Source organism: Flavobacterium sp. K5-23 (assembly GCF_023278045.1).
Taxonomy (GTDB): Bacteria; Bacteroidota; Bacteroidia; order Flavobacteriales; family Flavobacteriaceae; genus Flavobacterium.
The window spans coordinates 1779157-1803014 of the sequence record NZ_CP056783.1; the positions used below are offsets into that span (position 1 = coordinate 1779157).

1 protein-coding gene is annotated in these 23858 nt (G+C 40.8%); it reads left to right on the forward strand.

Annotation, left to right across the window (positions count from 1 at the left end):
- The first annotated feature begins 948 nt into the window (after nt 1–948).
- On the forward strand, nt 949–23709 hold the full coding sequence (locus FLAK523_RS07845; protein WP_248902330.1) for an Ig-like domain-containing protein: 22761 nt from the start codon (nt 949–951) through the stop codon (nt 23707–23709).
- The last annotated feature ends 149 nt before the right edge of the window (nt 23710–23858 follow it).

Sequence of the window (23858 nt, forward strand, 5' to 3'; positions counted from 1 at the left end):
TTGATGAACTACAAATGGTTGAATGGGAATTTGCCAAGGATTATTAATATTTCTAAATAGTCTTTTAAAAATTAGTCAGTAAAAAAATCATTCTGCATTGATTAAAGTATTTTATATGAATTTTTATTGAACAGGTTTTTTTAACCTTTAATGTTTGGCTAACACCTATTGGTCATGAAATTTACAATGTAAGTTGAGTGTTTTTTTAAAATAATTTCTTTCTACTCAACTAATTTTTTATTTTTTTTCACTGAAAACGATAACCAAGAATGCTAATAAAAGTATTTACAGCTTTATATCTTTATTTAAGTGTAGTTTAAGCTTTGTTTTGTATGTAAGACGTTGAATTATTCTATTATAGCAAAACATTTTAATTTAAATACAGTAAGTGTTTTTTTGTTTTTGAAAATCAAGACGTTAGTTAATAAGTGAATCTATTTTTTTGATATTATACTATGCGTTCCTACTATTTGTTTATATTATTATTCTTGTTAAATTTATAAATTTTTATTTTTTTATGACATTAAACGTTTTTATTCGTATTTCAACAAAAAAAAATTAATTGTATTAATTTCTATTATACCTTGCGTTAATTTTAAAATAATAAACAAACTATTGTGTAGCAATAAGCTTGATTGTTTGTGTATTTTAAAGTTTAATTATTAATTATTATGCATTATATTCAAAAAATTAACAAACAATATTAATTCACTACCCCCAATTAATTAGAATATTTAAATTGAATGTAACATCTTCAATTTACACTGATTTGCTTTTTAATTCCTATATTAATTAGTGCTACTTATTTGAAAATATAAAATATGTTTAATCGATAAAATTTTCCTGATTAAAAGTATTTAAAGCTTTAATAAGTAAAAATAACTCTTGAAAATAAATTAAAACACTGTTATATATACTTGCTTATTAAAACAAAAAAATTCCCCAAGCATGAAAAATTTTACTCACCTTATTTTTAATTTAGTTGGATCTAAATTAAATTTGTCTTTTTCATTAAACGCCATTTTAATTATGGTTTTTTCTATTTGTGTTGGTTCAGTTAATGCCCAAACTCAGCCAGCTGCTAGCCTAAGTCAAGGTGCCAATGGAGCTTTAACAGCTAGGACCACTCCTGTTGTATGGCAAAATGGTAACGTAAATGCCAATCAAGCGCATTATGTAGAGGGTAATTCTTTGCCATACAGGTTAGTAATGACTCAAATGCCTATTAATGGCACTGAAGTGACATTGACCCTTCAATATGATTTGGTAAATAATAGCCGTTATGCCCTTGATTTTTTAACTGGTTTTCAGCAAATTCAACGTCATGATTTTGACAACCATACTGAGGAAGAAATTGTAAATCCAGTTATTGATTATTCTCAATTTTCATTAAATAGTCCTACTAGTACACTACCCATTACTACACCATCTTATCTAAACGGTACATATGGAGCGGGAGCAGGAAGAGCTTTAGCTGATTTTAATGCATTACTAGCTGAGGATAAGTTTATTACATTATGGGGAGCCAATTTTAATACTAACGCAGGTATTAATTATACCTATTGGATTGGAAATACACAGGTTTTTACGGAAGCAGAAATTTTATCTCTAGTTGGGGGTAATAAATCGGTATCTTTTACCATAAAATTCACACCTACCTCTTCAACAGTAATTTTAGCATGGGGAGGTCATATTGCTGATAGGCTAGATTGGAGTTCAAATCCATTATTGAGTGCGGGTGCTATCAGTGGCTCACCTTATCATACCAGAACCGTAAGCTGGAGTTTAAACAATTTAGGTAACCAGGATAGATCCCTCGCTGTGGCATTATCACCAGCAATCTGCCCATCATTTTTGACTACTCCAATAAATCCTTGTACTAATACATTAAATGGAACACCCATTCCCTGTGTTGAAAACGCTTGTGCTGGGTCAACTTTATTTTATAAGATTCCTACGGAATCAGGAGCGACTTCTTATTTGTGGTCGGTAACATCATCAATCGGGTCTTCTACTACTGGAATTGTCATTTCTCCTAACGCAACCAGCCAGGCCATATCTGTTTATTTTCCCAATGCTGGAAAGTATACAGTTAATGCTGTTCTTAAAAATGATTCAGGTATTACCATTGCATGTCCAATAAATACAGTGACAATTAATAATCAGGTAACTGGTAATTCTATTGCTTCCCCTCAATCTATTTGTTATGGAACTACGCCCGCTACTTTAACTGAAACAACATCTTCTTTTGGCAAAGGATATGTTTATTTATGGGAAAGCAGTACTACCAGTGCAACTTCTGGTTTTAATTCTGCTACTGGGGCAAATAATACAGCCAATTACTCTCCAGGAAGTTTAACACAAACAACCTGGTATAAACGATATGTAACTTCTGGAAGCTGTACCAGTGGTTATTCCAATGAGATTATGATTACTGTGAATCCATTGCCAACAGCTTCCACAACCTCTCAAACTAATGTAAGTTGTTTTAGTGGAACTAATGGAAGTGCTACTGTAACAGCATCAGGAGGAACATCTCCTTATACTTATTCTTGGTCTCCTTCAGGCGGAACAGCAGCTACAGCTTCTGGGCTTGCCGCTGGAACTTATACCGTTACTGTTACAGACAGTAAGGGTTGTACCAAGACAGCTACAGCTACCATCACACAACCATCAGCTGCTTTATCTGCTTCTGCAACGGGAACTAATGTCAACTGTTTTGGTCAGTCAACGGGTTCAATGACCGTTTCAGCCAGTGGGGGAACACCTTCTTATAGTTATGTAATTGCGGGTCCTACGGTTAATACCACAGGAGCAACATCAGGTATTTTCACTGGATTATCAGCTGGATTATATACAGTTACTGTCACAGATAGTAAGGGTTGTAGTACGACAGCGACTTATACAGTTACACAGCCTACAGTAGCATTATCAGCATCAGCTACGGGAACTAATGTTAACTGCTTTGGTCAGTCTACAGGTTCAATGACCGTTTCAGCTGGTGGTGGAACAGCATCTTATAGCTATGTAATTGCCGGCCCTACGGTTAATACTACAGGTGCTACATCAGGTATTTTCACAGGTTTATCGTCTGGAGCATATACAGTTACTGTAACAGATAGTAAGAGTTGTAGCACGACAGCGACTTATACAGTTACACAGCCTACAGCTGCTTTAGCAATTTCATCTTCAGTAATTACAAAAGCGACTTGTCTAAATGGTACAAATGGCGCAATTGATATTACAGTATCTGGAGGAACTTCTCCTTACACTTATTTATGGTCGAATTCGGCTACTACTGAAGATTTATCTGGATTATCAATTGGTACTTATTCAGTTATAATTAAAGATGCAAATTTTTGTGAATTTACTTCAGTTAATATTACCATTGGTTCAACTAATTGTCTACCAGTAGCGGCAGCAGATGCAGAAACAGTAGCTGAAGACGGAAGCTTAACAGCGAGCGTAGCGGGCAACGACACTCCAAGTGGCGATGGCGGCAATGTATGGTCAGTAGTTACTGACGTAGCGAACGGAACCTTAGTATTTAATCCAGATGGTAGTTATACTTACACACCAAATGCGAATTACAATGGTTCAGACAGCTTTACGTATAAAGTATGTGATACCGATAATGATTGTTCACAGGCCACATTGACCATTACGGTAAATGCCGTGAACGATGCCCCGGTAGCTGTTGATGATACCATTACGGCCACTGAAGACACGCTATTTACATCGACTGTTGATTTAGATTTCAACGATACCGATTTAGATGGTGATTCCTTAACGGTTGTTGCAGGAACATTTACTACAGCACAAGGCGGAACATTGGTTCTTGCTGCTGATGGTTCTTATACCTACACACCAGCATTGAACTTCAATGGAACAGACAGTGTTGATTACACCGTTACAGACGGATTCTTAACAGATATTGGAACATTGACCATTACGGTAAATGCCGTGAACGATGCCCCGGTAGCTGTTGATGATACCATTACGGCCACTGAAGACACGCTATTTACATCGACTGTTGATTTAGATTTCAACGATACCGATTTAGATGGTGATTCCTTAACGGTTGTTGCAGGAACATTTACTACAGCACAAGGCGGAACATTGGTTCTTGCTGCTGATGGTTCTTATACCTACACACCAGCATTGAACTTCAATGGAACAGACAGTGTTGATTACACCGTTACAGACGGATTCTTAACAGATATTGGAACATTGACCATTACGGTAAATGCCGTGAATGATGCCCCGGTAGCTGTTGATGATACCATTACGGCCACTGAAGACACGCTATTTACATCGACTGTTGATTTAGATTTCAACGATACCGATTTAGATGGTGATTCCTTAACGGTTGTTGCAGGAACATTTACTACAGCACAAGGCGGAACATTGGTTCTTGCTGCTGATGGTTCTTATACCTACACACCAGCATTGAACTTCAATGGAACAGACAGTGTTGATTACACCGTTACAGACGGATTCTTAACAGATATTGGAACATTGACCATTACGGTAAATGCCGTGAACGATGCCCCGGTAGCTGTTGATGATACCATTACGGCCACTGAAGACACGCTATTTACATCGACTGTTGATTTAGATTTCAACGATACCGATTTAGATGGTGATTCCTTAACGGTTGTTGCAGGAACATTTACTACAGCACAAGGCGGAACATTGGTTCTTGCTGCTGATGGTTCTTATACCTACACACCAGCATTGAACTTCAATGGAACAGACAGTGTTGATTACACCGTTACAGACGGATTCTTAACAGATATTGGAACATTGACCATTACGGTAAATGCCGTGAATGATGCCCCGGTAGCTGTTGATGATACCATTACGGCCACTGAAGACACGCTATTTACATCGACTGTTGATTTAGATTTCAACGATACCGATTTAGATGGTGATTCCTTAACGGTTGTTGCAGGAACATTTACTACAGCACAAGGCGGAACATTGGTTCTTGCTGCTGATGGTTCTTATACCTACACACCAGCATTGAACTTCAATGGAACAGACAGTGTTGATTACACCGTTACAGACGGATTCTTAACAGATATTGGAACATTGACCATTACGGTAAATGCCGTGAACGATGCCCCGGTAGCTGTTGATGATACCATTACGGCCACTGAAGACACGCTATTTACATCGACTGTTGATTTAGATTTCAACGATACCGATTTAGATGGTGATTCCTTAACGGTTGTTGCAGGAACATTTACTACAGCACAAGGCGGAACATTGGTTCTTGCTGCTGATGGTTCTTATACCTACACACCAGCATTGAACTTCAATGGAACAGACAGTGTTGATTACACCGTTACAGACGGATTCTTAACAGATATTGGAACATTGACCATTACGGTAAATGCCGTGAATGATGCCCCGGTAGCTGTTGATGATACCATTACGGCCACTGAAGACACGCTATTTACATCGACTGTTGATTTAGATTTCAACGATACCGATTTAGATGGTGATTCCTTAACGGTTGTTGCAGGAACATTTACTACAGCACAAGGCGGAACATTGGTTCTTGCTGCTGATGGTTCTTATACCTACACACCAGCATTGAACTTCAATGGAACAGACAGTGTTGATTACACCGTTACAGACGGATTCTTAACAGATATTGGAACATTGACCATTACGGTAAATGCCGTGAATGATGCCCCGGTAGCTGTTGATGATACCATTACGGCCACTGAAGACACGCTATTTACATCGACTGTTGATTTAGATTTCAACGATACCGATTTAGATGGTGATTCCTTAACGGTTGTTGCAGGAACATTTACTACAGCACAAGGCGGAACATTGGTTCTTGCTGCTGATGGTTCTTATACCTACACACCAGCATTGAACTTCAATGGAACAGACAGTGTTGATTACACCGTTACAGACGGATTCTTAACAGATATTGGAACATTGACCATTACGGTAAATGCCGTGAATGATGCCCCGGTAGCTGTTGATGATACCATTACGGCCACTGAAGACACGCTATTTACATCGACTGTTGATTTAGATTTCAACGATACCGATTTAGATGGTGATTCCTTAACGGTTGTTGCAGGAACATTTACTACAGCACAAGGCGGAACATTGGTTCTTGCTGCTGATGGTTCTTATACCTACACACCAGCATTGAACTTCAATGGAACAGACAGTGTTGATTACACCGTTACAGACGGATTCTTAACAGATATTGGAACATTGACCATTACGGTAAATGCCGTGAACGATGCCCCGGTAGCTGTTGATGATACCATTACGGCCACTGAAGACACGCTATTTACATCGACTGTTGATTTAGATTTCAACGATACCGATTTAGATGGTGATTCCTTAACGGTTGTTGCAGGAACATTTACTACAGCACAAGGCGGAACATTGGTTCTTGCTGCTGATGGTTCTTATACCTACACACCAGCATTGAACTTCAATGGAACAGACAGTGTTGATTACACCGTTACAGACGGATTCTTAACAGATATTGGAACATTGACCATTACGGTAAATGCCGTGAACGATGCCCCGGTAGCTGTTGATGATACCATTACGGCCACTGAAGACACGCTATTTACATCGACTGTTGATTTAGATTTCAACGATACCGATTTAGATGGTGATTCCTTAACGGTTGTTGCAGGAACATTTACTACAGCACAAGGCGGAACATTGGTTCTTGCTGCTGATGGCTCATACACCTACACACCAGCATTGAACTTCAATGGAACAGACAGTGTTGATTACACCGTTACAGACGGATTCTTAACAGATATTGGAACATTGACCATTACGGTAAATGCCGTGAATGATGCCCCGGTAGCTGTTGATGATACCATTACGGCCACTGAAGACACGCTATTTACATCGACTGTTGATTTAGATTTCAACGATACCGATTTAGATGGTGATTCCTTAACGGTTGTTGCAGGAACATTTACTACAGCACAAGGCGGAACATTGGTTCTTGCTGCTGATGGTTCTTATACCTACACACCAGCATTGAACTTCAATGGAACAGACAGTGTTGATTACACCGTTACAGACGGATTCTTAACAGATATTGGAACATTGACCATTACGGTAAATGCCGTGAATGATGCCCCGGTAGCTGTTGATGATACCATTACGGCCACTGAAGACACGCTATTTACATCGACTGTTGATTTAGATTTCAACGATACCGATTTAGATGGTGATTCCTTAACGGTTGTTGCAGGAACATTTACTACAGCACAAGGCGGAACATTGGTTCTTGCTGCTGATGGTTCTTATACCTACACACCAGCATTGAACTTCAATGGAACAGACAGTGTTGATTACACCGTTACAGACGGATTCTTAACAGATATTGGAACATTGACCATTACGGTAAATGCCGTGAATGATGCCCCGGTAGCTGTTGATGATACCATTACGGCCACTGAAGACACGCTATTTACATCGACTGTTGATTTAGATTTCAACGATACCGATTTAGATGGTGATTCATTAACGGTTGTTGCAGGAACATTTACTACAGCACAAGGCGGAACATTGGTTCTTGCTGCTGATGGTTCTTATACCTACACACCAGCATTGAACTTCAATGGAACAGACAGTGTTGATTACACCGTTACAGACGGATTCTTAACAGATATTGGAACATTGACCATTACGGTAAATGCCGTGAACGATGCCCCGGTAGCTGTTGATGATACCATTACGGCCACTGAAGACACGCTATTTACATCGACTGTTGATTTAGATTTCAACGATACCGATTTAGATGGTGATTCCTTAACGGTTGTTGCAGGAACATTTACTACAGCACAAGGCGGAACATTGGTTCTTGCTGCTGATGGTTCTTATACCTACACACCAGCATTGAACTTCAATGGAACAGACAGTGTTGATTACACCGTTACAGACGGATTCTTAACAGATATTGGAACATTGACCATTACGGTAAATGCCGTGAATGATGCCCCGGTAGCTGTTGATGATACCATTACGGCCACTGAAGACACGCTATTTACATCGACTGTTGATTTAGATTTCAACGATACCGATTTAGATGGTGATTCCTTAACGGTTGTTGCAGGAACATTTACTACAGCACAAGGCGGAACATTGGTTCTTGCTGCTGATGGTTCTTATACCTACACACCAGCATTGAACTTCAATGGAACAGACAGTGTTGATTACACCGTTACAGACGGATTCTTAACAGATATTGGAACATTGACCATTACGGTAAATGCCGTGAACGATGCCCCGGTAGCTGTTGATGATACCATTACGGCCACTGAAGACACGCTATTTACATCGACTGTTGATTTAGATTTCAACGATACCGATTTAGATGGTGATTCCTTAACGGTTGTTGCAGGAACATTTACTACAGCACAAGGCGGAACATTGGTTCTTGCTGCTGATGGTTCTTATACCTACACACCAGCATTGAACTTCAATGGAACAGACAGTGTTGATTACACCGTTACAGACGGATTCTTAACAGATATTGGAACATTGACCATTACGGTAAATGCCGTGAATGATGCCCCGGTAGCTGTTGATGATACCATTACGGCCACTGAAGACACGCTATTTACATCGACTGTTGATTTAGATTTCAACGATACCGATTTAGATGGTGATTCCTTAACGGTTGTTGCAGGAACATTTACTACAGCACAAGGCGGAACATTGGTTCTTGCTGCTGATGGTTCTTATACCTACACACCAGCATTGAACTTCAATGGAACAGACAGTGTTGATTACACCGTTACAGACGGATTCTTAACAGATATTGGAACATTGACCATTACGGTAAATGCCGTGAATGATGCCCCGGTAGCTGTTGATGATACCATTACGGCCACTGAAGACACGCTATTTACATCGACTGTTGATTTAGATTTCAACGATACCGATTTAGATGGTGATTCCTTAACGGTTGTTGCAGGAACATTTACTACAGCACAAGGCGGAACATTGGTTCTTGCTGCTGATGGTTCTTATACCTACACACCAGCATTGAACTTCAATGGAACAGACAGTGTTGATTACACCGTTACAGACGGATTCTTAACAGATATTGGAACATTGACCATTACGGTAAATGCCGTGAATGATGCCCCGGTAGCTGTTGATGATACCATTACGGCCACTGAAGACACGCTATTTACATCGACTGTTGATTTAGATTTCAACGATACCGATTTAGATGGTGATTCCTTAACGGTTGTTGCAGGAACATTTACTACAGCACAAGGCGGAACATTGGTTCTTGCTGCTGATGGTTCTTATACCTACACACCAGCATTGAACTTCAATGGAACAGACAGTGTTGATTACACCGTTACAGACGGATTCTTAACAGATATTGGAACATTGACCATTACGGTAAATGCCGTGAACGATGCCCCGGTAGCTGTTGATGATACCATTACGGCCACTGAAGACACGCTATTTACATCGACTGTTGATTTAGATTTCAACGATACCGATTTAGATGGTGATTCCTTAACGGTTGTTGCAGGAACATTTACTACAGCACAAGGCGGAACATTGGTTCTTGCTGCTGATGGTTCTTATACCTACACACCAGCATTGAACTTCAATGGAACAGACAGTGTTGATTACACCGTTACAGACGGATTCTTAACAGATATTGGAACATTGACCATTACGGTAAATGCCGTGAATGATGCCCCGGTAGCTGTTGATGATACCATTACGGCCACTGAAGACACGCTATTTACATCGACTGTTGATTTAGATTTCAACGATACCGATTTAGATGGTGATTCCTTAACGGTTGTTGCAGGAACATTTACTACAGCACAAGGCGGAACATTGGTTCTTGCTGCTGATGGTTCTTATACCTACACACCAGCATTGAACTTCAATGGAACAGACAGTGTTGATTACACCGTTACAGACGGATTCTTAACAGATATTGGAACATTGACCATTACGGTAAATGCCGTGAACGATGCCCCGGTAGCTGTTGATGATACCATTACGGCCACTGAAGACACGCTATTTACATCGACTGTTGATTTAGATTTCAACGATACCGATTTAGATGGTGATTCCTTAACGGTTGTTGCAGGAACATTTACTACAGCACAAGGCGGAACATTGGTTCTTGCTGCTGATGGTTCTTATACCTACACACCAGCATTGAACTTCAATGGAACAGACAGTGTTGATTACACCGTTACAGACGGATTCTTAACAGATATTGGAACATTGACCATTACGGTAAATGCCGTGAATGATGCCCCGGTAGCTGTTGATGATACCATTACGGCCACTGAAGACACGCTATTTACATCGACTGTTGATTTAGATTTCAACGATACCGATTTAGATGGTGATTCCTTAACGGTTGTTGCAGGAACATTTACTACAGCACAAGGCGGAACATTGGTTCTTGCTGCTGATGGTTCTTATACCTACACACCAGCATTGAACTTCAATGGAACAGACAGTGTTGATTACACCGTTACAGACGGATTCTTAACAGATATTGGAACATTGACCATTACGGTAAATGCCGTGAATGATGCCCCGGTAGCTGTTGATGATACCATTACGGCCACTGAAGACACGCTATTTACATCGACTGTTGATTTAGATTTCAACGATACCGATTTAGATGGTGATTCCTTAACGGTTGTTGCAGGAACATTTACTACAGCACAAGGCGGAACATTGGTTCTTGCTGCTGATGGTTCTTATACCTACACACCAGCATTGAACTTCAATGGAACAGACAGTGTTGATTACACCGTTACAGACGGATTCTTAACAGATATTGGAACATTGACCATTACGGTAAATGCCGTGAACGATGCCCCGGTAGCTGTTGATGATACCATTACGGCCACTGAAGACACGCTATTTACATCGACTGTTGATTTAGATTTCAACGATACCGATTTAGATGGTGATTCCTTAACGGTTGTTGCAGGAACATTTACTACAGCACAAGGCGGAACATTGGTTCTTGCTGCTGATGGTTCTTATACCTACACACCAGCATTGAACTTCAATGGAACAGACAGTGTTGATTACACCGTTACAGACGGATTCTTAACAGATATTGGAACATTGACCATTACGGTAAATGCCGTGAATGATGCCCCGGTAGCTGTTGATGATACCATTACGGCCACTGAAGACACGCTATTTACATCGACTGTTGATTTAGATTTCAACGATACCGATTTAGATGGTGATTCATTAACGGTTGTTGCAGGAACATTTACTACAGCACAAGGCGGAACATTGGTTCTTGCTGCTGATGGTTCTTATACCTACACACCAGCATTGAACTTCAATGGAACAGACAGTGTTGATTACACCGTTACAGACGGATTCTTAACAGATATTGGAACATTGACCATTACGGTAAATGCCGTGAACGATGCCCCGGTAGCTGTTGATGATACCATTACGGCCACTGAAGACACGCTATTTACATCGACTGTTGATTTAGATTTCAACGATACCGATTTAGATGGTGATTCCTTAACGGTTGTTGCAGGAACATTTACTACAGCACAAGGCGGAACATTGGTTCTTGCTGCTGATGGTTCTTATACCTACACACCAGCATTGAACTTCAATGGAACAGACAGTGTTGATTACACCGTTACAGACGGATTCTTAACAGATATTGGAACATTGACCATTACGGTAAATGCCGTGAACGATGCCCCGGTAGCTGTTGATGATACCATTACGGCCACTGAAGACACGCTATTTACATCGACTGTTGATTTAGATTTCAACGATACCGATTTAGATGGTGATTCCTTAACGGTTGTTGCAGGAACATTTACTACAGCACAAGGCGGAACATTGGTTCTTGCTGCTGATGGTTCTTATACCTACACACCAGCATTGAACTTCAATGGAACAGACAGTGTTGATTACACCGTTACAGACGGATTCTTAACAGATATTGGAACATTGACCATTACGGTAAATGCCGTGAACGATGCCCCGGTAGCTGTTGATGATACCATTACGGCCACTGAAGACACGCTATTTACATCGACTGTTGATTTAGATTTCAACGATACCGATTTAGATGGTGATTCCTTAACGGTTGTTGCAGGAACATTTACTACAGCACAAGGCGGAACATTGGTTCTTGCTGCTGATGGTTCTTATACCTACACACCAGCATTGAACTTCAATGGAACAGACAGTGTTGATTACACCGTTACAGACGGATTCTTAACAGATATTGGAACATTGACCATTACGGTAAATGCCGTGAATGATGCCCCGGTAGCTGTTGATGATACCATTACGGCCACTGAAGACACGCTATTTACATCGACTGTTGATTTAGATTTCAACGATACCGATTTAGATGGTGATTCATTAACGGTTGTTGCAGGAACATTTACTACAGCACAAGGCGGAACATTGGTTCTTGCTGCTGATGGTTCTTATACCTACACACCAGCATTGAACTTCAATGGAACAGACAGTGTTGATTACACCGTTACAGACGGATTCTTAACAGATATTGGAACATTGACCATTACGGTAAATGCCGTGAATGATGCCCCGGTAGCTGTTGATGATACCATTACGGCCACTGAAGACACGCTATTTACATCGACTGTTGATTTAGATTTCAACGATACCGATTTAGATGGTGATTCCTTAACGGTTGTTGCAGGAACATTTACTACAGCACAAGGCGGAACATTGGTTCTTGCTGCTGATGGTTCTTATACCTACACACCAGCATTGAACTTCAATGGAACAGACAGTGTTGATTACACCGTTACAGACGGATTCTTAACAGATATTGGAACATTGACCATTACGGTAAATGCCGTGAATGATGCCCCGGTAGCTGTTGATGATACCATTACGGCCACTGAAGACACGCTATTTACATCGACTGTTGATTTAGATTTCAACGATACCGATTTAGATGGTGATTCCTTAACGGTTGTTGCAGGAACATTTACTACAGCACAAGGCGGAACATTGGTTCTTGCTGCTGATGGTTCTTATACCTACACACCAGCATTGAACTTCAATGGAACAGACAGTGTTGATTACACCGTTACAGACGGATTCTTAACAGATATTGGAACATTGACCATTACGGTAAATGCCGTGAACGATGCCCCGGTAGCTGTTGATGATACCATTACGGCCACTGAAGACACGCTATTTACATCGACTGTTGATTTAGATTTCAACGATACCGATTTAGATGGTGATTCCTTAACGGTTGTTGCAGGAACATTTACTACAGCACAAGGCGGAACATTGGTTCTTGCTGCTGATGGTTCTTATACCTACACACCAGCATTGAACTTCAATGGAACAGACAGTGTTGATTACACCGTTACAGACGGATTCTTAACAGATATTGGAACATTGACCATTACGGTAAATGCCGTGAATGATGCCCCGGTAGCTGTTGATGATACCATTACGGCCACTGAAGACACGCTATTTACATCGACTGTTGATTTAGATTTCAACGATACCGATTTAGATGGTGATTCCTTAACGGTTGTTGCAGGAACATTTACTACAGCACAAGGCGGAACATTGGTTCTTGCTGCTGATGGTTCTTATACCTACACACCAGCATTGAACTTCAATGGAACAGACAGTGTTGATTACACCGTTACAGACGGATTCTTAACAGATATTGGAACATTGACCATTACGGTAAATGCCGTGAACGATGCCCCGGTAGCTGTTGATGATACCATTACGGCCACTGAAGACACGCTATTTACATCGACTGTTGATTTAGATTTCAACGATACCGATTTAGATGGTGATTCCTTAACGGTTGTTGCAGGAACATTTACTACAGCACAAGGCGGAACATTGGTTCTTGCTGCTGATGGTTCTTATACCTACACACCAGCATTGAACTTCAATGGAACAGACAGTGTTGATTACACCGTTACAGACGGATTCTTAACAGATATTGGAACATTGACCATTACGGTAAATGCCGTGAACGATGCCCCGGTAGCTGTTGATGATACCATTACGGCCACTGAAGACACGCTATTTACATCGACTGTTGATTTAGATTTCAACGATACCGATTTAGATGGTGATTCCTTAACGGTTGTTGCAGGAACATTTACTACAGCACAAGGCGGAACATTGGTTCTTGCTGCTGATGGCTCATACACCTACACACCAGCATTGAACTTCAATGGAACAGACAGTGTTGATTACACCGTTACAGACGGATTCTTAACAGATATTGGAACATTGACCATTACGGTAAATGCCGTGAACGATGCCCCGGTAGCTGTTGATGATACCATTACGGCCACTGAAGACACGCTATTTACATCGACTGTTGATTTAGATTTCAACGATACCGATTTAGATGGTGATTCCTTAACGGTTGTTGCAGGAACATTTACTACAGCACAAGGCGGAACATTGGTTCTTGCTGCTGATGGTTCTTATACCTACACACCAGCATTGAACTTCAATGGAACAGACAGTGTTGATTACACCGTTACAGACGGATTCTTAACAGATATTGGAACATTGACCATTACGGTAAATGCCGTGAACGATGCCCCGGTAGCTGTTGATGATACCATTACGGCCACTGAAGACACGCTATTTACATCGACTGTTGATTTAGATTTCAACGATACCGATTTAGATGGTGATTCCTTAACGGTTGTTGCAGGAACATTTACTACAGCACAAGGCGGAACATTGGTTCTTGCTGCTGATGGTTCTTATACCTACACACCAGCATTGAACTTCAATGGAACAGACAGTGTTGATTACACCGTTACAGACGGATTCTTAACAGATATTGGAACATTGACCATTACGGTAAATGCCGTGAACGATGCCCCGGTAGCTGTTGATGATACCATTACGGCCACTGAAGACACGCTATTTACATCGACTGTTGATTTAGATTTCAACGATACCGATTTAGATGGTGATTCCTTAACGGTTGTTGCAGGAACATTTACTACAGCACAAGGCGGAACATTGGTTCTTGCTGCTGATGGTTCTTATACCTACACACCAGCATTGAACTTCAATGGAACAGACAGTGTTGATTACACCGTTACAGACGGATTCTTAACAGATATTGGAACATTGACCATTACGGTAAATGCCGTGAATGATGCCCCGGTAGCTGTTGATGATACCATTACGGCCACTGAAGACACGCTATTTACATCGACTGTTGATTTAGATTTCAACGATACCGATTTAGATGGTGATTCATTAACGGTTGTTGCAGGAACATTTACTACAGCACAAGGCGGAACATTGGTTCTTGCTGCTGATGGTTCTTATACCTACACACCAGCATTGAACTTCAATGGAACAGACAGTGTTGATTACACCGTTACAGACGGATTCTTAACAGATATTGGAACATTGACCATTACGGTAAATGCCGTGAACGATGCCCCGGTAGCTGTTGATGATACCATTACGGCCACTGAAGACACGCTATTTACATCGACTGTTGATTTAGATTTCAACGATACCGATTTAGATGGTGATTCCTTAACGGTTGTTGCAGGAACATTTACTACAGCACAAGGCGGAACATTGGTTCTTGCTGCTGATGGTTCTTATACCTACACACCAGCATTGAACTTCAATGGAACAGACAGTGTTGATTACACCGTTACAGACGGATTCTTAACAGATATTGGAACATTGACCATTACGGTAAATGCCGTGAACGATGCCCCGGTAGCTGTTGATGATACCATTACGGCCACTGAAGACACGCTATTTACATCGACTGTTGATTTAGATTTCAACGATACCGATTTAGATGGTGATTCCTTAACGGTTGTTGCAGGAACATTTACTACAGCACAAGGCGGAACATTGGTTCTTGCTGCTGATGGTTCTTATACCTACACACCAGCATTGAACTTCAATGGAACAGACAGTGTTGATTACACCGTTACAGACGGATTCTTAACAGATATTGGAACATTGACCATTACGGTAAATGCCGTGAACGATGCCCCGGTAGCTGTTGATGATACCATTACGGCCACTGAAGACACGCTATTTACATCGACTGTTGATTTAGATTTCAACGATACCGATTTAGATGGTGATTCCTTAACGGTTGTTGCAGGAACATTTACTACAGCACAAGGCGGAACATTGGTTCTTGCTGCTGATGGTTCTTATACCTACACACCAGCATTGAACTTCAATGGAACAGACAGTGTTGATTACACCGTTACAGACGGATTCTTAACAGATATTGGAACATTGACCATTACGGTAAATGCCGTGAATGATGCCCCGGTAGCTGTTGATGATACCATTACGGCCACTGAAGACACGCTATTTACATCGACTGTTGATTTAGATTTCAACGATACCGATTTAGATGGTGATTCATTAACGGTTGTTGCAGGAACATTTACTACAGCACAAGGCGGAACATTGGTTCTTGCTGCTGATGGTTCTTATACCTACACACCAGCATTGAACTTCAATGGAACAGACAGTGTTGATTACACCGTTACAGACGGATTCTTAACAGATATTGGAACATTGACCATTACGGTAAATGCCGTGAATGATGCCCCGGTAGCTGTTGATGATACCATTACGGCCACTGAAGACACGCTATTTACATCGACTGTTGATTTAGATTTCAACGATACCGATTTAGATGGTGATTCCTTAACGGTTGTTGCAGGAACATTTACTACAGCACAAGGCGGAACATTGGTTCTTGCTGCTGATGGTTCTTATACCTACACACCAGCATTGAACTTCAATGGAACAGACAGTGTTGATTACACCGTTACAGACGGATTCTTAACAGATATTGGAACATTGACCATTACGGTAAATGCCGTGAACGATGCCCCGGTAGCTGTTGATGATACCATTACGGCCACTGAAGACACGCTATTTACATCGACTGTTGATTTAGATTTCAACGATACCGATTTAGATGGTGATTCCTTAACGGTTGTTGCAGGAACATTTACTACAGCACAAGGCGGAACATTGGTTCTTGCTGCTGATGGTTCTTATACCTACACACCAGCATTGAACTTCAATGGAACAGACAGTGTTGATTACACCGTTACAGACGGATTCTTAACAGATATTGGAACATTGACCATTACGGTAAATGCCGTGAATGATGCCCCGGTAGCTGTTGATGATACCATTACGGCCACTGAAGACACGCTATTTACATCGACTGTTGATTTAGATTTCAACGATACCGATTTAGATGGTGATTCCTTAACGGTTGTTGCAGGAACATTTACTACAGCACAAGGCGGAACATTGGTTCTTGCTGCTGATGGTTCTTATACCTACACACCAGCATTGAACTTCAATGGAACAGACAGTGTTGATTACACCGTTACAGACGGATTCTTAACAGATATTGGAACATTGACCATTACGGTAAATGCCGTGAACGATGCCCCGGTAGCTGTTGATGATACCATTACGGCCACTGAAGACACGCTATTTACATCGACTGTTGATTTAGATTTCAACGATACCGATTTAGATGGTGATTCCTTAACGGTTGTTGCAGGAACATTTACTACAGCACAAGGCGGAACATTGGTTCTTGCTGCTGATGGCTCATACACCTACACACCAGCATTGAACTTCAATGGAACAGACAGTGTTGATTACACCGTTACAGACGGATTCTTAACAGATATTGGAACATTGACCATTACGGTAAATGCCGTGAATGATGCCCCGGTAGCTGTTGATGATACCATTACGGCCACTGAAGACACGCTATTTACATCGACTGTTGATTTAGATTTCAACGATACCGATTTAGATGGTGATTCATTAACGGTTGTTGCAGGAACATTTACTACAGCACAAGGCGGAACATTGGTTCTTGCTGCTGATGGTTCTTATACCTACACACCAGCATTGAACTTCAATGGAACAGACAGTGTTGATTACACCGTTACAGACGGATTCTTAACAGATATTGGAACATTGACCATTACGGTAAATGCCGTGAACGATGCCCCGGTAGCTGTTGATGATACCATTACGGCCACTGAAGACACGCTATTTACATCGACTGTTGATTTAGATTTCAACGATACCGATTTAGATGGTGATTCCTTAACGGTTGTTGCAGGAACATTTACTACAGCACAAGGCGGAACATTGGTTCTTGCTGCTGATGGTTCTTATACCTACACACCAGCATTGAACTTCAATGGAACAGACAGTGTTGATTACACCGTTACAGACGGATTCTTAACAGATATTGGAACATTGACCATTACGGTAAATGCCGTGAATGATGCCCCGGTAGCTGTTGATGATACCATTACGGCCACTGAAGACACGCTATTTACATCGACTGTTGATTTAGATTTCAACGATACCGATTTAGATGGTGATTCCTTAACGGTTGTTGCAGGAACATTTACTACAGCACAAGGCGGAACATTGGTTCTTGCTGCTGATGGTTCTTATACCTACACACCAGCATTGAACTTCAATGGAACAGACAGTGTTGATTACACCGTTACAGACGGATTCTTAACAGATATTGGAACATTGACCATTACGGTAAATGCCGTGAACGATGCCCCGGTAGCTGTTGATGATACCATTACGGCCACTGAAGACACGCTATTTACATCGACTGTTGATTTAGATTTCAACGATACCGATTTAGATGGTGATTCCTTAACGGTTGTTGCAGGAACATTTACTACAGCACAAGGCGGAACATTGGTTCTTGCTGCTGATGGTTCTTATACCTACACACCAGCATTGAACTTCAATGGAACAGACAGTGTTGATTACACCGTTACAGACGGATTCTTAACAGATATTGGAACATTGACCATTACGGTAAATGCCGTGAACGATGCCCCGGTAGCTGTTGATGATACCATTACGGCCACTGAAGACACGCTATTTACATCGACTGTTGATTTAGATTTCAACGATACCGATTTAGATGGTGATTCCTTAACGGTTGTTGCAGGAACATTTACTACAGCACAAGGCGGAACATTGGTTCTTGCTGCTGATGGTTCTTATACCTACACACCAGCATTGAACTTCAATGGAACAGACAGTGTTGATTACACCGTTACAGACGGATTCTTAACAGATATTGGAACATTGACCATTACGGTAAATGCCGTGAACGATGCCCCGGTAGCTGTTGATGATACCATTACGGCCACTGAAGACACGCTATTTACATCGACTGTTGATTTAGATTTCAACGATACCGATTTAGATGGTGATTCCTTAACGGTTGTTGCAGGAACATTTACTACAGCACAAGGCGGAACATTGGTTCTTGCTGCTGATGGTTCTTATACCTACACACCAGCATTGAACTTCAATGGAACAGACAGTGTTGATTACACCGTTACAGACGGATTCTTAACAGATATTGGAACATTGACCATTACGGTAAATGCCGTGAATGATGCCCCGGTAGCTGTTGATGATACCATTACGGCCACTGAAGACACGCTATTTACATCGACTGTTGATTTAGATTTCAACGATACCGATTTAGATGGTGATTCATTAACGGTTGTTGCAGGAACATTTACTACAGCACAAGGCGGAACATTGGTTCTTGCTGCTGATGGTTCTTATACCTACACACCAGCATTGAACTTCAATGGAACAGACAGTGTTGATTACACCGTTACAGACGGATTCTTAACAGATATTGGAACATTGACCATTACGGTAAATGCCGTGAACGATGCCCCGGTAGCTGTTGATGATACCATTACGGCCACTGAAGACACGCTATTTACATCGACTGTTGATTTAGATTTCAACGATACCGATTTAGATGGTGATTCCTTAACGGTTGTTGCAGGAACATTTACTACAGCACAAGGCGGAACATTGGTTCTTGCTGCTGATGGTTCTTATACCTACACACCAGCATTGAACTTCAATGGAACAGACAGTGTTGATTACACCGTTACAGACGGATTCTTAACAGATATTGGAACATTGACCATTACGGTAAATGCCGTGAACGATGCCCCGGTAGCTGTTGATGATACCATTACGGCCACTGAAGACACGCTATTTACATCGACTGTTGATTTAGATTTCAACGATACCGATTTAGATGGTGATTCCTTAACGGTTGTTGCAGGAACATTTACTACAGCACAAGGCGGAACATTGGTTCTTGCTGCTGATGGTTCTTATACCTACACACCAGCATTGAACTTCAATGGAACAGACAGTGTTGATTACACCGTTACAGACGGATTCTTAACAGATATTGGAACATTGACCATTACGGTAAATGCCGTGAACGATGCCCCGGTAGCTGTTGATGATACCATTACGGCCACTGAAGACACGCTATTTACATCGACTGTTGATTTAGATTTCAACGATACCGATTTAGATGGTGATTCCTTAACGGTTGTTGCAGGAACATTTACTACAGCACAAGGCGGAACATTGGTTCTTGCTGCTGATGGTTCTTATACCTACACACCAGCATTGAACTTCAATGGAACAGACAGTGTTGATTACACCGTTACAGACGGATTCTTAACAGATATTGGAACATTGACCATTACGGTAAATGCCGTGAATGATGCCCCGGTAGCTGTTGATGATACCATTACGGCCACTGAAGACACGCTATTTACATCGACTGTTGATTTAGATTTCAACGATACCGATTTAGATGGTGATTCATTAACGGTTGTTGCAGGAACATTTACTACAGCACAAGGCGGAACATTGGTTCTTGCTGCTGATGGTTCTTATACCTACACACCAGCATTGAACTTCAATGGAACAGACAGTGTTGATTACACCGTTACAGACGGATTCTTAACAGATATTGGAACATTGACCATTACGGTAAATGCCGTGAATGATGCCCCGGTAGCTGTTGATGATACCATTACGGCCACTGAAGACACGCTATTTACATCGACTGTTGATTTAGATTTCAACGATACCGATTTAGATGGTGATTCCTTAACGGTTGTTGCAGGAACATTTACTACAGCACAAGGCGGAACATTGGTTCTTGCTGCTGATGGTTCTTATACCTACACACCAGCATTGAACTTCAATGGAACAGACAGTGTTGATTACACCGTTACAGACGGATTCTTAACAGATATTGGAACATTGACCATTACGGTAAATGCCGTGAATGATGCCCCGGTAGCTGTTGATGATACCATTACGGCCACTGAAGACACGCTATTTACATCGACTGTTGATTTAGATTTCAACGATACCGATTTAGATGGTGATTCCTTAACGGTTGTTGCAGGAACATTTACTACAGCACAAGGCGGAACATTGGTTCTTGCTGCTGATGGTTCTTATACCTACACACCAGCATTGAACTTCAATGGAACAGACAGTGTTGATTACACCGTTACAGACGGATTCTTAACAGATATTGGAACATTGACCATTACGGTAAATGCCGTGAACGATGCCCCGGTAGCTGTTGATGATACCATTACGGCCACTGAAGACACGCTATTTACATCGACTGTTGATTTAGATTTCAACGATACCGATTTAGATGGTGATTCCTTAACGGTTGTTGCAGGAACATTTACTACAGCACAAGGCGGAACATTGGTTCTTGCTGCTGATGGTTCTTATACCTACACACCAGCATTGAACTTCAATGGAACAGACAGTGTTGATTACACCGTTACAGACGGATTCTTAACAGATATTGGAACATTGACCATTACGGTAAATGCCGTGAACGATGCCCCGGTAGCTGTTGATGATACCATTACGGCCACTGAAGACACGCTATTTACATCGACTGTTGATTTAGATTTCAACGATACCGATTTAGATGGTGATTCCTTAACGGTTGTTGCAGGAACATTTACTACAGCACAAGGCGGAACATTGGTTCTTGCTGCTGATGGTTCTTATACCTACACACCAGCATTGAACTTCAATGGAACAGACAGTGTTGATTACACCGTTACAGACGGATTCTTAACAGATATTGGAACATTGACCATTACGGTAAATGCCGTGAATGATGCCCCGGTAGCTGTTGATGATACCATTACGGCCACTGAAGACACGCTATTTACATCGACTGTTGATTTAGATTTCAACGATACCGATTTAGATGGTGATTCCTTAACGGTTGTTGCAGGAACATTTACTACAGCACAAGGCGGAACATTGGTTCTTGCTGCTGATGGCTCATACACCTACACACCAGCATTGAACTTCAATGGAACAGACAGTGTTGATTACACCGTTACAGACGGATTCTTAACAGATATTGGAACGCTGACCATTACGGTACTTTGTGCTACACCAAATGCTCCAACAGTTGATGTTATACATCCAAGCTGTACTGTAGCAACTGGAAGTATTACAGTGAAAACTCCGGTAGGTCCGTATCTAATGTATAGTATTGATGGTGAAAACTATCAATCAAGTACAGCATTTAGTGGTCTTATTGCAGGTAATTATAGTGTAACGATTATAAATGGCGCTTGTATTTCTTTATCAACTATTGTAACTATCAATTCACAACCAGTTTCGCCTGCTCCGCCAACAGCAAGTGTAACTGTGCAACCAACTTGTACCGTTTCAACAGGAACAATACAGGTGACGGTACCGGCTAATGGAACTGGAATTACGTATACTGTTGTAGGTGTGAATCCTGTAGTAGCAGCAGTGACCAATACAACAGGTGTGTTTAGTAATCTGGCAGTAGGAAGTTACAATGTAACTACTACTAATGCGATAGGGTGTATTTCGGTCCCAACAGCAGTAAGTATTCTTGCTCCAGTGGGTTGTGGAGGAATTTTCCATACGGGTACTACTTGTGCTGATTTTAAAGCAGGAGGAAATGGATTAGAGTTAATGCAGTTGTGTTACTCAACCCAAGGTAAAAATGTAAAAATTGTTACCCCAGGTGTGTTCTTCTATTATGCAACTATTGTTGCTCCAAGTTCAAGTTTCAGTATTGATGTAACTCAGTCAAAAGTCACAACTTCAGGTAATAGTTTTGGTCTGTTCTCAATTCAGAAAGCGAATCAAATAACATTATGGGATCCAAATTGTAATAAATTCAGTGATAATGGAATAATTAGTGGGACAAATAATGGTCAAGGCAAGTTAAATATTACTGGAGCCATTACTGGAGCGACCTATGTGTTGTCTGTTAAATATGATTCTAAATCAATACAAGGAAATAGCTTTACATCAGCAAATAATCCACCAACAGTAACTTATAATTTTGTGACTAAAGTTAATGGATCGGTTGTGCTTGGAAGTAGTGCTAATATTAGTATGGTACCAAATTGTTCAGCTTCATCACCAATAAGCACTTCAACGGCAAAAATTGCTGCTGTAACAACAATGGATGTAGATCTTTATCCAGTACCTTTTGTAAATAACTTAACATTAATTTATAAGTTTGAAACAAGTTCTGAGGTTAGAATAGAAGTTTATAATTCTAGTGGAAGGTTATTGTCAACGCAAATAGATAAGAATGTCTATATGAACAAAGAACTGCCAATTGAATTGAATTTTGGAATACTACCAGCTGAAATGTATTTAATAAAAGTAACTTCGGATGGAGGTAGTATCGTTAAGAGTGTTATTTCTAAATAGTTAAATGTTACATTTAATTCTGAAAAATAATTACAGGATTAACATTAAAACACAAATTTTTTAAACAGTAGTTTGCTTTTGCTTACTACTGTTTTTTTTTTTAAGTTGAAGTTGAATAAGTGTTCGCATATAATTTATAAAAAGAAAAG